14 protein-coding genes are annotated in these 13,806 nt (G+C 67.9%); 11 read left to right on the top strand and 3 right to left on the bottom strand.

The window, feature by feature from the left end:
- Positions 1-6: 6 nt before the first annotated feature.
- From purB to NC7_RS24815, 3 genes are all read left to right on the top strand, one after another.
- A complete protein-coding gene (purB, locus tag NC7_RS24825) occupies positions 7-1,428 on the top strand; it encodes an adenylosuccinate lyase (protein WP_067987325.1) in 1,422 nt (473 codons plus the stop codon).
- Between the two features lie 79 nt (positions 1,429-1,507).
- Positions 1,508-1,930, top strand: coding sequence for an HIT family protein (locus NC7_RS24820; protein WP_067987246.1), 423 nt, complete (start codon positions 1,508-1,510; stop codon positions 1,928-1,930).
- A 164-nt stretch (positions 1,931-2,094) separates the two neighbouring features.
- Entirely contained in the window at positions 2,095-3,027 is a 933-nt protein-coding gene (locus NC7_RS24815; RefSeq protein WP_236573237.1) for an alpha/beta hydrolase, read from the top strand.
- Here the strand turns inward: NC7_RS24815 and NC7_RS24810 are convergent.
- Positions 3,024-4,055 (bottom strand): DUF2330 domain-containing protein, encoded by a 1,032-nt coding sequence (locus NC7_RS24810; protein WP_084458775.1) that lies wholly within the window; start codon positions 4,053-4,055, stop codon positions 3,024-3,026. The two genes, NC7_RS24815 and NC7_RS24810, sit on opposite strands and share 4 nt — an antisense overlap.
- A 127-nt stretch (positions 4,056-4,182) precedes the next feature.
- On the opposite strand from NC7_RS24810, the gene NC7_RS24805 reads away from it, so the two are divergent.
- From NC7_RS24805 to NC7_RS24785, 5 genes are all read left to right on the top strand, one after another.
- Positions 4,183-6,333 carry a S9 family peptidase gene (locus tag NC7_RS24805; RefSeq protein ID WP_067987243.1) on the top strand — a complete coding sequence of 717 codons (2,151 nt, stop codon included), beginning with the start codon at positions 4,183-4,185 and terminating at the stop codon, positions 6,331-6,333.
- Positions 6,334-6,396: 63 nt separating this feature from the next.
- Positions 6,397-7,098 (top strand): DUF2334 domain-containing protein, encoded by a 702-nt coding sequence (locus NC7_RS24800; protein ID WP_067987241.1) that lies wholly within the window; start codon positions 6,397-6,399, stop codon positions 7,096-7,098.
- Between the two features lie 200 nt (positions 7,099-7,298).
- On the top strand, positions 7,299-8,720 hold the full coding sequence (gadC, locus tag NC7_RS24795; protein ID WP_067987240.1) for a glutamate/gamma-aminobutyrate antiporter GadC: 1,422 nt from the start codon (positions 7,299-7,301) through the stop codon (positions 8,718-8,720).
- On the top strand, positions 8,720-9,157 hold the full coding sequence (locus tag NC7_RS24790) for a hypothetical protein (RefSeq protein WP_067987236.1): 438 nt from the start codon (positions 8,720-8,722) through the stop codon (positions 9,155-9,157). Before gadC ends, NC7_RS24790 begins: the two co-directional genes overlap by 1 nt.
- Positions 9,158-9,165: 8 nt before the next feature.
- Complete coding sequence (locus NC7_RS24785; protein WP_067987233.1) at positions 9,166-10,518, top strand: dipeptidase; 1,353 nt, start codon at positions 9,166-9,168, stop codon at positions 10,516-10,518.
- On the opposite strand, the gene NC7_RS24780 is transcribed toward NC7_RS24785, so the two are convergent.
- On the bottom strand, positions 10,515-11,159 hold the full coding sequence (locus NC7_RS24780) for an MBL fold metallo-hydrolase (RefSeq protein WP_067987230.1): 645 nt from the start codon (positions 11,157-11,159) through the stop codon (positions 10,515-10,517). The genes NC7_RS24785 and NC7_RS24780 overlap by 4 nt on opposite strands.
- A 175-nt stretch (positions 11,160-11,334) precedes the next feature.
- Between NC7_RS24780 and purS the strand changes: the two genes are divergently transcribed.
- A complete protein-coding gene (gene purS / locus NC7_RS24775) occupies positions 11,335-11,571 on the top strand; it encodes a phosphoribosylformylglycinamidine synthase subunit PurS (protein WP_056818769.1) in 237 nt (78 codons plus the stop codon).
- Complete coding sequence (gene purQ / locus NC7_RS24770) at positions 11,568-12,245, top strand: phosphoribosylformylglycinamidine synthase subunit PurQ (RefSeq protein ID WP_067987227.1); 678 nt, start codon at positions 11,568-11,570, stop codon at positions 12,243-12,245. The genes purS and purQ overlap by 4 nt, the downstream gene beginning before the upstream one ends.
- 1 nt (position 12,246) lies before the next feature.
- On the opposite strand, the gene NC7_RS24765 is transcribed toward purQ, so the two are convergent.
- Positions 12,247-13,311, bottom strand: coding sequence for a substrate-binding domain-containing protein (locus NC7_RS24765; RefSeq protein WP_067987225.1), 1,065 nt, complete (start codon positions 13,309-13,311; stop codon positions 12,247-12,249).
- 60 nt (positions 13,312-13,371) lie between these two features.
- Here NC7_RS24765 and NC7_RS24760 point away from each other — a divergent pair, with 60 nt between their 5' ends.
- The gene (locus NC7_RS24760; protein ID WP_067987221.1) at positions 13,372-13,803 is read left to right on the top strand and encodes a MarR family winged helix-turn-helix transcriptional regulator; all 432 of its coding nucleotides are present in this window, start codon (positions 13,372-13,374) and stop codon (positions 13,801-13,803) included.
- The last annotated feature ends 3 nt before the right edge of the window (positions 13,804-13,806 follow it).

Genomic DNA, 13,806 nt, shown 5'->3' with positions numbered 1-13,806 from the left:
GTGCTCGTGAGCCTCGTCCCGAATGTCCTCGCCACCCGATACGCCAGCCCGGAGCTCGTCGCGCTCTGGTCGCCCGAGAACAAGATCGTGCTCGAGCGCAAGCTGTGGCTCGAGGTGCTGCGCGCCCAGTCGCAGCTAGGGATCGACGTTCCCGCCGGGGTGGTCGAGGACTACGAGCGGGTCATCGAGCACGTGGACCTGGCCTCCATCGCCGAACGCGAGCGGGTCACCCGCCACGATGTGAAGGCGCGCATCGAGGAGTTCAACGCGCTGGCCGGGCACGAGCACGTGCACAAGGGCATGACCAGCCGCGACCTCACCGAGAACGTGGAGCAGTTGCAGATCCGGCTCTCGCTCGAGCACGTCTACGACCATGGTGTCGCCATCGCCGCGCGGCTCGGTGAGCGGGCGGCCGAATACCAGGCGCTGGTGATGGCGGGTCGCTCGCACAATGTCGCCGCGCAGGCCACCACCCTCGGCAAGCGCTTCGCCTCGGCCGCCGACGAGGTGCTCGTCGCGCTGACCCGGCTGCGCGAACTGATCGACCGCTACCCGCTGCGCGGCATCAAGGGCCCGATGGGCACCGCCCAGGACATGCTCGACCTGCTCGACGGTGACGCGGGCAAGCTCGCCGCCCTCGAACAGCAGGTGGCCACGCACCTCGGCTTCAAGAACGTCTTCACCAGCGTGGGCCAGGTGTACCCGCGCTCGCTCGACCACGACGTGCTCTCGGCGCTGGTGCAGCTGGGTGCCGGGCCGTCGTCGTTCGCGCACACGATCCGTCTGATGGCGGGCCACGAGCTGGTCACCGAGGGGTTCCAGCCGGGTCAGGTCGGTTCCTCGGCCATGCCGCACAAGATGAACACCCGGTCCTGTGAGCGGGTGAACGGTCTGCAGGTGGTGCTGCGCGGTTACGGCTCGATGGCCGCGGAGCTGGCGGGCGCGCAGTGGAACGAGGGTGACGTGTTCTGCTCGGTGGTGCGTCGCGTCGCGCTGCCCGATGCCTTCTTCGCCATCGACGGGCAGATGGAGACCTTCCTGACCGTGCTCGCCGAGTTCGGCGCCTACCCGGCGGTCGTCTCGCGCGAGCTCGACCGGTACCTGCCGTTCCTGGCCACCACTCGCATCCTGATGGCGGCGGTGCGCGCCGGGGTCGGCCGCGAGACCGCGCACGAGGTCATCAAGGAGCACGCGGTCGCCGTCGCGCTCGCCATGCGTGAGCAGGGGCGCGAACCCGATCTGCTCGACCGTCTCGCCGCCGACGACCGGATGCCGCTCGATCGCGCCGGGCTCGACGCCGCGCTGGCCGACAAGTCCGCGTTCATCGGCGCCGCCACCGATCAGGTGTCGGAGGTGATCGCCCAGGTGCAGAAGCTGGTCGAGGCCAACCCGGACGCCGCGCGGTACACGCCCTCGCCGATTCTGTAGAGCCGTGCGCGTGAGCCCGCCACTGCCCGCCCTGCGGCGGCGGTGGCGGGCTCTTGCGCGTTTTCGATACCGTGCGCGAATGAATCCCTACACGATCTTCGCCGATATCGTCGCCGGTCGGGCGCCCGCTTCCAGGGTGTACGAGGACGATGATGTGCTCGCGTTCATGGACATTCGGCCCGTGACGCCAGGGCATGTACTCGTGGTGCCGAAGGTCGCGGCGACGAGTCTTGCCGAACTCGATCCGGCGTTGGGCGGCAAGCTCTTTCAGGTGGGTCAGCGGATCGCGGCGGCTCTGCGTGACAGCGAGGTCGCCGCCGACGGGGTGAATTTCTTTCTCGCCGACGGGGTCACGGCCGGGCAGGAAGTCTTCCACGTGCACCTGCACGTCATTCCGCGTACGCCGGGAGACGGCTTCGGGCTGCGCGCACGACCCACCTCGCCCGCCCGCGCTGATCTGGACTATCTCGCGGGGTCGATTCGGGGCGCACTCACCCGCTGAACTGCAATTTCGGACGAAGCGGTCATCCCATACCGGAAAGTTTGCTGAAGAAACGCCCAAATCGCCGAATGCTTCCTTGACGTTCATCGGTGGGTTACTTTGGACTGTCATTGGCATGCGGTTATGGAGGGTGGATCGTGCGTCGTACAGGTGTTGCTGCTTCAGTGCTGGCATTCGCCATAGCGTTCATCGGTCCGGGAGTTCTACAACCCGCACCCGCCGCGGCCGCGGACATCGTCGGAGAGCGCGCGCTCACCCCGAACCGCACCGCGATCACCGTCACCTCGCCCGCGATGGGGCGCAATATCGAACTGCAGGTCCTGCACCCGGCGGGTGGCGGCGCGCGTGGCACCTACTACCTGCTCGACGGCCTGGATCCGGGCATCGGCCAGAGCACCTGGACCAATGCCACCGACGCCGAGGCGTTCTTCCGCGGCAAGCACGTGAACGTGGTGCTGCCGATGGGTGGGCAGGCCAGCTACTACACCGACTGGATCGTCGACGACCCGCGCTTCGGCCGGTACAAGTGGGAAACGTTCCTCACCCGTGAACTGCCCGGCCTGATCGACGCCCGCTTCGACGGCAACGGCGTGAACGCCATCGGCGGCCTGTCGATGGGTGGCAACGCGGCCTACATCCTCGCCGCCCGCAACCCCGGCCTGTACCGGGCCGTCGCCGGGTACAGCGCGTGCCCGGACATGGGCATGGCCGCGGGCGCGATGATGTTCTCCATCACCAATCGCGGTGGCAATCCACTCAACATGTGGGGCGCGCCGGGCAGCCAGGAATGGGCGGCGCACGACCCGGCTCAGCTGCTCGACAACCTGCGCGGCAAGGCGCTCTACATGTCGACCGGGACCGGCATCCCCGGCCCCTACGAAGCCCAGCTCAAGCCGCAGTTGCCGGAGAACATCGTGCTCGGCGGGCCCATCGAGGTCGGCGTCAACGGCTGCATGGCCGCCTTCGGTCAGCGTCTCGCCGCCGCGGGCATCGGCGCCGAGATCGACTACCACCCCGTCGGCACCCACTCCTGGGGCTACTGGCAGGACGCCCTGCACCACTCCTGGCCGACCATCGGGCCCGCGCTCGGGGCCTAGCGGGCCGAGCGGCGGCGCAGCAGTGCGCCGCCGACGACGGCCAGGATCGCCGCCGCGACGGTGATCAGGACGTACCCGGCGGGGAAACCGAGGAGCTCGACATACTCCTTGCGCACGACGCGATCGCGCACGGGAGCGTCGGTGGGAGACACCGCGAAGGTGAAGTCGGTGGTGATGGTCGCGGGTCGGGGGATGGAGATCGACAGCTCCGTCAGGTAGGTCTTGCCCGCGGCGAGGGTGACGAGGTCGGGGTCGGTGAGCGCGGGCACCGGCGAGGCGAATTCGGTGATCGTGGACTGGGATTCGGTGTCGGCGTCGGTGCGAGTGAGGCGCTGGTCGCCGAAGACATAGAGGTGGACCGACTGCGGGGTGGTCGCCGCGGCGGACATGCGCATCGGGTAGACGAGACGGTCGGAATCGAAGGTGAGGCGGACCGGGTCGAGGGCACCGTCGAGCGGATCGGTGCTCGTCAGACGCATGGCGACGAACGACCACCCCTCGCGCAGGTACGGGTCGAGCGTGGCGCTCACCTCGGGGCGTAGCTGATAACCATTGGCGGACAACCATTCCCGTACGCCGGTGAGGTCGCCACCGCGCAGGGTGGTCGCCTCGAGTGGTCCCAGCTGTACTCGGCCGAGCACCTCCGGGCCGGAACCCGGTGCGGCGCCCGAACTCTCGTAGTCCGAGCTGTCGAACCAGTGGCGTTCGGTGACCACCTCCGGCGCGGTGAGCCGCGACAGCTCGGCGAACGCGGCCGCACTTCCGGTCGACACCGTGGCCGGGGTGGGAGTCGGCACGATGAGCGCCGCGTCGCCACCGGCGAACCGCATTCCCAAGCGCATCAGCACGGTCTCGCGTCGCCCGTCCCAGCCGAGCACGGCGGTCTCGCTGTCCACCCGGGCCGAACCGTCGCCGCTCACCACCCCGCCGCACGCGCACGCCACGGCAGGCGCGACCACGACCGAACCGGAGGCGCACAGCACCGCACCGGCGACAACAAGCGAACGAACCGCTCCGCGAATCCCCATGCGAGCAGGCTACGGACCCCGCCACGACCTGCCATCCGCAGAAATACTCACCCCGACGAGCACCCCCGGAATCCGCTGACGGCCGAGTTGGCGGGCCGGTGTCGAGGTCGGCGACTACGGTGGACCCATGGCTGGCGAGAATCAGACGGTGGTGTCGGCGCCGATCGCGAAGAAGGTGCCCGTGGAACGGGTGCACCACGGCGACACGTTCGTCGACGAGTACGAGTGGCTGCGGGACAAGGAAGATCCCGAGGTCATCGCGTACCTGGAGGCCGAGAACGCCTACACCGCGACGCGCACGGATCAGCTGCAGCCGTTGCGGGACAAGATCTTCGACGAGATCAAGGCGCGGACCCAGGAAACGGACCTGTCCGTGCCGACCCGGCTGGGGGAGTACTGGTACTACTCGCGCAGTTTCGAGGGCAAACAGTACGGCGTGCACTGCCGCTGTCCGATCGACGCGCAGGCCGGGGGCATCGACGCCTGGACGCCGCCGCAGCTCGAGGCCGATACCTCCATCGACGGTGAACAGGTGCTGCTCGACAGCAATGTGCTCGCCGAAGGGCTCGACTTCTTCTCCCTCGGCGCGTTCTCACTGAGCCACGACGGCAACCTGCTCGCCTACTCGGTCGACAGCACCGGCGACGAGCGCTACACCCTGCGCATCAAGGACCTGCGCACCGGTGAACTGCTGGCCGACGAGATCGCCGGGGTGGCGCCCGGGGCCACGTGGTCGTTGGACGGCACGCACATCTTCTATCAGACCGTCGACGAGTCCTGGCGCCCCGACACGGTCTGGCGCCACCGCGTCGGAACCGCCGCGGGCGAGGACGTGACGGTGTTCCACGAGCCCGACGAGCGCTACTGGGTGAGCGTCGGCGCGACCCGCTCCGAGAAGTACCTGATGATCTGGCTCGGTTCCAAGATCACCACCGAGGGCTGGGTGCTGGAATCGGACAACCCCGAGGGCGAGTTCCGGGTGCTGCTGCCCCGGCGCGAGGGCGTGGAGTACTCGGCCGAGCACGCGGTGATCGGCGGTGAGGACCGCTTCCTGATCCTGCACAACGACGTGGTCGACGGCGTGAAGGCGGAGAACTTCGTGCTCGCCGAGGCTCCGGCGAGCGACCCGTCGCGGATGACCGTCCTGATCGGGCACCGCGCGGACGTACGGCTGGAGGACATCGACGCCTTCGCCGACCACCTGGTCCTCGGCTACCGTCGCGACGCGCTGCCCCGCGTCGCGGTGTGGCCGCTCACCCCGGCGGGCTACGGCGAGCTCACCGAACTCGAGTTCGGCCTCGAATTGTTCTCCGCCGGTGCGGGTTCCAGCCCGGAATGGGAGCAGCCGACGTTGCGGGTCGGGGTCACCTCGTTCATCACCCCGACGCAGGTGTTCGACTACGTGCCCGCCACCGGCGAGCTGCTGCTGCGCAAGGAGCAGCCGGTGCTCGGCGGCTACAACGCCGAAGACTATGAACAGCACCGTGATTGGGCACTCGCCTCGGACGGCACCCGAATCCCGATCTCGATCGTGCAGCGGCGCGGACTCCCGGCGGGCCCGAAACCGACGCTGCTCTACGGCTACGGTTCCTACGAGGCCAGCATCGATCCGTCCTTCTCGGTGTCGCGGCTGTCGCTGCTCGATCGCGGCATGGTGTTCGCGGTGGCGCACGTGCGCGGCGGCGGTGAGATGGGCAGGCTCTGGTACGAGCAGGGCAAGACGCTGTCGAAGATGAACACCTTCACCGACTTCGTCTCCGTCGCAAGTCATCTCGTCGACGCGGGCGCCACCGCACCGGACCGGTTGATCGCCGACGGCGGCAGCGCGGGCGGGCTGCTGATGGGCGCGGTGGCCAACCTGGCGCCGGAACTGTTCGCGGGCATCCTGGCCAACGTGCCGTTCGTCGACCCGCTCACCTCCATTCTCGACCCGTCGCTGCCGCTGACGGTGATCGAATGGGACGAGTGGGGAAACCCGTTGGCGGACAAGGACGTCTACGAGTACATGAAGTCGTACTCGCCGTACGAGAACGTCGCGGCCAAGGACTATCCGCCGATCCTGGCGATCACCAGCCTCAACGACACCCGCGTGCTGTACGTGGAACCGGCCAAGTGGGTCGCCAAGCTGCGCGCCACCAAGACCGGCGACAGCGAAGTGTTGCTGAAGACCGAGATGAGCGCCGGTCACGGCGGGGTGAGCGGTCGCTACGAGAAGTGGAAGGAAGTCGCGTTCGAGTACGCCTGGGTGCTCGACACCGTCGGCCTGGCCGACGAATAGACGCTCGCCAGGTGTTCATCACACAACCACGCGGTCGTCATCTCAGGCTGCCATCGTTGACACATGAACGGCGAGCTGATCGTTTCGGTCTCGGGAATCCGGGATACCACGCGCGATGCCGCGATCGAGTTCGCGGAGCTGATGGATCAGCGTGGAGTGCGGCTGTCGCTGCTGGTCGCACCCCGGCTGAAGGGCAAGTACCGGCTGGTCGACGATCCGGCGACGCAATCCTGGCTGCGCGGACGGCGGCTGGCCGGTGACGCGATCGTGCTGCACGGCTACGACCAGGCCGCGACCAAATCGCGGCGCGCCGAATTCGCCGCTTTGCCCCGGCACGAAGCGACCTTGCGGCTGAAGGCGGCCGATCGGGTGATGGAGCGGGTGCAGTTGCGTACCCGGCTGTTCGCCGCCCCGCGCTGGGATGCCTCGGCCGGTGCGCTCGCCGCGCTGCCCGAGGTGGGTTTCCGCCTCGCCCTCGGTCTGACCACCATGCTCGACCTGGAGAGCAATATCGCGCAGCGTTCCCGGGTGTACGGCATCGGTGAGGGCTTTCGGGCCGAGCCGTGGTGGTGCCGGGCGCTGGTGATGGGCGCGGCCCGTACGGCCAGGCGCGGCGGTGTCCTTCGCCTGGCGATCTCGGGTGCGCAGTTGCAGCGGTCGGGTCCGCGCCAAGCCGTGCTCGACGCGGTCGACCTCGCGCTGTACCACGGTGCCCGCAGCAACGTTTATCGCTGGGAGCCGCTCCCGGCGAGCAGAGCCGCCTGACCGGCCCCCGCCGCGCGCGAATCGGCGATCACCCGCGCGCGGCGGTGGCCTATCGGCTGCCCTCGGTCTCGCCCGCCCAAACAATCGCGCTGTAATCGTGCCCGTTTCGAAGCCGTCGAACTGCTGCCATCCGGTTACGATCCTCGAGCGTTCTTCGAGGGTTTCCGCTAGTTGTGTGAGCACAGCAGGAGGCAGCGCTGATGACGGGCACCGCGACGAAAGCCGCGACCACCACGAAATACCTGTCCTGGGTGACATTGGCGCTGATGACCACGAGTTCGGTGGCCAGCCTGCGCTCCGCCCCGACAATGGCGGTCTACGGACTGGCCTGTGTTTTCCTCTACATCGTTCCCGCCGTTCTGTTCCTCATGCCGACATCGCTCGTGGCGGCGGAATTGGCTTCGGGCTGGGACGGTGGGGTCTACAAATGGGTGGGCGACGGGTTGAGCAAACCGCTGGGATTTCTCGCGGTGTGGTGTCAGTTCGCCATGACGATTTTCTACTATCCGAGCCTGTTGGCTTATGTGGCAAGTACTTTTGCCTACATCATTCATCCGTCGCTCGCCTCGAACGGGCCGTATGTCGCGATCGTCATCATCACCATCTATTGGGCCGGGGTGTACGTGTCCTCGCGCGGCACCAAGACGGTGGCGGGCTTGTCCAGCATGGGGTTGATCATCGGCACGCTGATTCCCGGCACGCTGTTGGTGGTGCTCGGGCTGGTCTTTCTCGGGCAGGGCAATGCCTCGGCGGCGCCGATGGATTCGGCGCATCTGCTGCCCGCGTGGACCGGGTTGGCGAGCCTGGTGTTGATCGTCAACAACTTCCTGTCGTACGCGGGTATGGAGATGAACGCGGTGCACGTGTCGTCGCTGCGCGACCCAGGTAAGGAATTCCCCAAGGCCATGGCGTTGGCGGTGGGCCTGGTGCTGGTCATCTTCATCCTGCCCGCGCTGGCGATCAGCTGGGTGGTGCCCTCCGCGAGCCTGAGTCTCACCGCAGGCGTTATGCAGGCGTTCGACGGCTTCTTCAGCCATTTCCACATCGGATTCCTCACCCCGATCGTCGGCATCGCGCTGGTCGCGGCCGCGCTCGGTGGGATGCTCACCTGGCTGGCCGGACCATCGAAGGGGCTGCTGCTGATCGGGCGCAGCGAGGGGTATCTCCCGCCGATCCTCACCCGGCTCAACAAGCACGGCGTGCAGCAGAACATGCTGGTCGCGCAGGGCGTGTTCACCACGGCCATCGCCTTGCTCTACGCACTGATTCCCAATGTGTCGAGCGCGTACTGGATTCTGTCGGTGATCACCACGCAGGTGTATCTCATCATGTATGTGTTGATGTTCGCCGCGGCCGCGAAATTGCGCCGCGACGATCCGGATCATCCCCGAGGTTATCGGGCTCCGGCGTTGTACGCGCTGTGCCTGCTCGGTGCGGTGTCGTCGGTGGCGGCATTCGCCATCGGTTTCGTACCGCCCTCGCAATTCGGTAGCGGGAGCCCGCTGGTGTATGTCGCCATTGTCGGCGGCGGGATGGGAATCGTCGGGTTGCTCATTCCGTATCTGTTCTATCGGAATCGTCGGGAAAGCTGGAAAATCGCCGTTCCGCAGGAGGCCGAGTGATGAGTACCGCCGTAGACCACGGTCACCCCGCGCGCTGGATCTATATCACCGCCGCCGTTCTGCTCGTCGTCTTCGCGGTGATCGCCGTGCTCACCTTCGACGAGATCCATCAGAACAACGAGGCGAACGCGAAAGCCGAACAGCTGCACAGCAATCTGCTCGCCGCGGGTCTGCCCGCGCCCGAGCCGGATGTCATCGCCTCGGCGCTCGGCGACAACGGCGGTTCGGTGTGTCAGGACCCCGACGCCGCCCACATCAAGGCGAAGTACCAGGCCGCGCTCACCAATGGCGCCGCCGGACCGGGGCAGCGTCCGGTGATCGGCTCGCGGGAAGCCGCCGAGGCGGTCGGCCAGGCCATCGCCGTGTACTGCCCGGAGCACCTGGCCGACTACCGTGCGCATCTCGACTCCCTGAATCTCGACGACACGACGAAGTGAGGCGACCTATGACCGACGCTCCCGATGTCGACGCACTGCGCGCAAAGGTCTCCGCGCTGATGGGCGAGGCTAAAAAGGACCTCGCCCAACTGGTTTCGTTCAAATCGGTGGCCGACCCGCGCCAGTTCCCACCGGCGGGATGCGCGCAGACCGCGCAGTGGGTCGCCGACGCCTTCACCGCGGTCGGGTTGACGGTCGGCTTGCACGAGACGCCCGACGGCAGTCAGGCGGTGATCGGTCACAAGCCCGGTCCGCCCGGCAGTCCGACCGTGCTGCTGTACTGCCACTACGACGTACAACCGCCGCTCGACGACGACGCGTGGGAAACCCCGGTCTGGACCCTCACCGACAAGGACGGTCGCTGGTACGGGCGCGGGGCCGCCGACTGCAAGGGCAATATCGTCACCCACCTCACGGCGCTGCGGGCGATCGGCCCGGACTTCCCGGTAGGCATCAAAGTGGTGTCGGAGGGCTCGGAGGAGCAGGGCACGGGCGGGCTGGAGAAGTTCGTCGTCGCCAACCCCGAGTTGCTCGCCGCGGATGCCATCCTGGTCGCCGACTGCGGGAACTTCGCCGTCGGCCTGCCGACCTTCACCCAGACGCTGCGCGGGTTGGTGAATGTCGTGGTCACCGTGAAAACGCTCGACGGTCCCGTGCACTCGGGCATGTTCGGCGGGCCCGCGCCCGATGCGCTCGCGGCGATGATCCAGCTGCTGTCGACACTGCGTGACGAGCACGGCAACACCACCATCGATGGACTCACCACTGACCAGCAGTGGACCGGGGTGCAGTACCCGCCCAAGGACTTTCGGGCCGACGCGGGTGTGCTCGACGGGGTCGACCTGGTCGGTGGCGGCACCGTCGCCGACATGCTGTGGGCCCGCCCCGCGCTGACCGTGCTCGGCATGGACGTGCCGGCGGTGGTCGGCTCGTCGGCGGCGATCCAACCGAGCGCCAGAGCCCGGCTCAACCTGCGCATCCCACCCGGCACGGACCCCCGACAGGCCTACGACCTGCTGGACAAGCACCTGCGGGCACACACCCCGTGCAACGCCAACCTCGACATCGAACTGGAGGGTCTGGGCGAACCGTTCGTCGCCGCCGAACACGGACCCGCCCGCGACGCCCTGTCCGAGGCCATGGAGACCGCGTACGGGCGCCCGACCACCACCGAAGGGCAGGGCGGTTCGATCCCGCTGTGCAATGTCTTCGCCGACACCTATCCGAAGGCCGAGATCATGCTGATCGGGGTCGAGGAACCCAAGTGCCTCATCCACGCGCCGAACGAGAGCGTCGACCCGAGCGAGATCGAACACATGGCGCTGGCCGAGGCGTTGTTCCTGAGCACCTACGCGCGCTAGAACTGCCCCTGGTCCTCGGGTTCGATCACCCGGAACTCGGTGCCCGCCGGGGCCATCTCGGCGAGGCGGCCGAAGTAGATGCCGTAGGCGGCCTGGTCGATGATGCCGTAGTGGATGGGCACCGCGGTGCGTGGGTTGACCGCGCGCAGGTAGTCGACCGTGTCCCAGATCCGCATCCAGGGGGCGACGGCCGGGATGGCCAGCACGCCGACCGGGACCGGCGGCACCCACAGCGAGTCGCCCGGGTGCACGAGCTGGGCGGGATCGGCGGCGGTGCCGAGCTGGAAGACGGTGTTGTCGATCACGGGGAGCTCGGGGTGGATCACCGCGTGACGGCCGCCGCCACCGGTGATCTGCAGGTCACCGATGTCGAGCACCTGACCGGCCGACACCGGCTCCCACCCCTCGCTGCGCTGCTGGGCGGTCTGCGGGTCCGACAGCAGCCGGGCACCCGGATTGGCGTCGATCAGATCGGCGATCCGGTTGGGGTCGATGTGGTCGGGGTGCTGGTGGGTCACCGCGATCGCGTCCAGACCGGTGATGCCCTCGAAACCGTGCGCGAAGGTGCCGGGATCGAACAGCACTTTCGCGCCGTGCAGTTCCACGAGGACGCAGGAATGGCCGAAGTGGGCGATACGCATGCCCCGATGCTAGGCCGATCCCGGTGGAGCCGGAGGAGGTAGCGCAGCGTGTCCACGCAGGGGCCTCGGGGGTCGGCCTCATCGAGCACAGCGCCACAGACCCCGGAGGGCTGGCACGACGGCCGGGTCAACTAGGATTTCTGCTGTAACCCCCACACCACATGAGGAGCATTGCGTGGCACGAGTCGTGGTCGAGGTCATGCCGAAGGCCGAGATTCTGGACCCCCAGGGGCAGGCCGTGGTCGGCGCGCTCCCCCGTCTGGGATTCGCCGGTATCTCGGATGTGCGGCAGGGCAAGCGATTCGAGCTCGAGGTGGACGACAGCGTCTCCGACGCCCAGCTCGAGCAGATCGCCGAGGCGCTGCTGGCCAATACGGTGATCGAGGACTGGAAGGTCGTCCGGGTCTCATGAGTGCTCGCATCGGGGTCATCACCTTCCCGGGCACGCTCGACGATGTCGACGCGGCCCGCGCGGTGCGCCTGGCCGGTGCCGACGCGGTGAGCCTGTGGCACGCCGACGCCGACATCAAGGATGTCGACGCTGTGATCGTGCCCGGCGGCTTCTCCTACGGCGACTACCTGCGCTGCGGTGCCATCGCCCGGTTCGCGCCGGTGATGGGTGAAGTGGTTCGCGCCGCCGGTCAGGGCCTGCCGGTGCTCGGCATCTGCAACGGTTTCCAGGTGCTGTGCGAGGCCGGGCTGCTGCCCGGTGCGCTCACCCGCAACGAGGGCCTGCACTTCATCTGCCGGGACGAGTGGCTGACGGTCGAGGCGACGAACACCGCCTGGACCTCGCGCTACGAGCCGGGTGCGCAGATCCTCATCCCACTGAAGTCCGGTGAGGGCCGCTACCAGGCGTCGGCGCAGGTGCTCGACGAGCTCGAGGGCGAGGGCCGCGTGGTGTTCCGCTACGCCGGTGCCAACCCGAACGGTTCGCAGCGCGGCATCGCGGGCATCTCCTCGGCGAACGGTCGGGTCGTCGGCCTGATGCCGCACCCCGAGCACGCCACCGAGGCGCTGACCGGGCCGAGCGACGACGGTCTCGGGATGTTCTTCTCCGTGATCGACAGCTTCGTCAACGCCTGACTCAATCCAACCGGTCGATGATGTCGAAGTCGACCCCGTCGGCCCGCGCCAGGTGCGTGGGACCGACGGCCTGATTGCCGAGGAAACCGCGCCGGGTGACCGGTCCGTCCACGGCGAGACCTTCGGCCAGCCGCGCCCGCACGGTCGGCACATCGAGCGTGCCGACGGTGTCGGCCACGCCGCGTAGCAGATGCACCGCCTCGTAGGTGGAGTTGCCGAACGTGGTGAGCACCGGCGCGAATTTGCCCTGGTGGTGGCGGTAGCGGGCGCGACGACCGTCGTTCTCGTCGAGGAAGAAGCTCGAGGCGACATACAGGTTCTTGTTGGCTCCGGGGCCCGCGCTGAGCAGCACGTTCTCGTCCACCGCCGGGCTGAGCCGGGGCAGGAAGTCGGCCAGACCCACGGCGGTGAACTGCTTGTTGAAGCGGGCGGTGTCGGCGCCGACCATCAGGATCAGGACGGCATCGGCGAACAGCAGGGCCGGTTCGCCCAGGAAGCTCGCGAAATCCGTGGTGCCCATCGGCACATACCGTTCCAGCACGATGTCGGCGGGCGTCGGCAGGGCCCGGCGCAGCGCGTGCGCGGTGTGGCGCGGCCACACGTAGTCGTTGCCGATCACCGCCCACCGCCGCACCCCGAGTTCACGGCGCATCCACGCGGCGGCGGGCACGGTCTGGTGATCGGGATGTTCGCCGACCATCAGCACCCCCGCGCGTTCGTCGGGCAGACCCTCGTGATCGGTGGCGTACAGGTACGGCACCCGGCCGCCGACGGCGGTGGCGACCGCCCGCCGCACCGCCGAGGTGTGCCAACCGGTGATCGCACCGACCATTCCGGTGGCGAGCAGAGCCTCGACTTCGGTGGCGACCACGCCGGGCGGGCGGCCGCCGTCGATGGTCGTGAGCCGGATCTCGCGGCCGAGAATTCCTGTGCCGCTGTTGATTTCGTCTACCGCCAGGGATATCGCCGCAGTACACGACGGGGCGATGATGCCACCCGGGCCCTGGGTAGGCACGATCGAGAGGATCTCGATCGTCTCATCCCGGCTCTCGTCGAAGGTGGGCATTCTGTACTCTATCGCCTAGCTCGAGCAGCATTGTTCGAATGAATTTCTCGGCAGGTGGGAATGCGATCGGTGTCCATCATAAGTGGCGGTTCCACGCTGCACGGCGCGCTGCGCTCGGCGGAGCGTAATTGGGTGCGCCGATTAGACGCGGCGCTGTCGGCCGACAATCTCACCGACGACCACTGGGCGATCCTCACCCAGCTGTCCACCGAGCACGGCGTGACCATGTCGGAGCTGGCGTCGCAGGCGCGCCTGGCCCCGTCCTCGGCCACCAGGCACGCCGACAATCTCGCCGAACGCGGACTGATCTTCCGCGTCGCGGCCACCGACGACCGGCGGCGGATTCTCATCGGGCTGAGCAGCCTCGGCGCCAAGCTCGTGGCCAGGATCCGGCGGGAAGAACTGCTGGCCGAAGAGGAATTGAAGGCCCGTCTCGGAGCGCGACGGTACAACGATCTGTTCGCCGCGCTCACCGTGATCGCCGAGCAGTAATTT

The organism is Nocardia caishijiensis NBRC 108228 (assembly GCF_001612825.1).
Taxonomy (GTDB): domain Bacteria; phylum Actinomycetota; class Actinomycetes; order Mycobacteriales; family Mycobacteriaceae; genus Nocardia; species Nocardia caishijiensis.
Note: the sequence above shows the minus strand (reverse complement) of the source record. Positions and strands in the feature narration are given on the sequence as shown.

Coding starts and splice junctions, on each gene's coding strand:
- NC7_RS24810 (WP_084458775.1), bottom strand. CDS start 4,055: ATGGGGATTCGCGGAGCGGTTCGTTCGCTTGTTGTCGCCGGTGCGGTG.
- NC7_RS24785 (WP_067987233.1), top strand. CDS start 9,166: ATGACCGACGCTCCCGATGTCGACGCACTGCGCGCAAAGGTCTCCGCG.
- NC7_RS24805 (WP_067987243.1), top strand. CDS start 4,183: ATGGCTGGCGAGAATCAGACGGTGGTGTCGGCGCCGATCGCGAAGAAG.
- purQ (WP_067987227.1), top strand. CDS start 11,568: ATGAGTGCTCGCATCGGGGTCATCACCTTCCCGGGCACGCTCGACGAT.
- NC7_RS24780 (WP_067987230.1), bottom strand. CDS start 11,159: ATGCGTATCGCCCACTTCGGCCATTCCTGCGTCCTCGTGGAACTGCAC.
- NC7_RS24765 (WP_067987225.1), bottom strand. CDS start 13,311: ATGCCCACCTTCGACGAGAGCCGGGATGAGACGATCGAGATCCTCTCG.
- NC7_RS24820 (WP_067987246.1), top strand. CDS start 1,508: ATGAATCCCTACACGATCTTCGCCGATATCGTCGCCGGTCGGGCGCCC.
- gadC (WP_067987240.1), top strand. CDS start 7,299: ATGACGGGCACCGCGACGAAAGCCGCGACCACCACGAAATACCTGTCC.
- NC7_RS24790 (WP_067987236.1), top strand. CDS start 8,720: ATGAGTACCGCCGTAGACCACGGTCACCCCGCGCGCTGGATCTATATC.
- NC7_RS24800 (WP_067987241.1), top strand. CDS start 6,397: ATGAACGGCGAGCTGATCGTTTCGGTCTCGGGAATCCGGGATACCACG.
- NC7_RS24760 (WP_067987221.1), top strand. CDS start 13,372: ATGCGATCGGTGTCCATCATAAGTGGCGGTTCCACGCTGCACGGCGCG.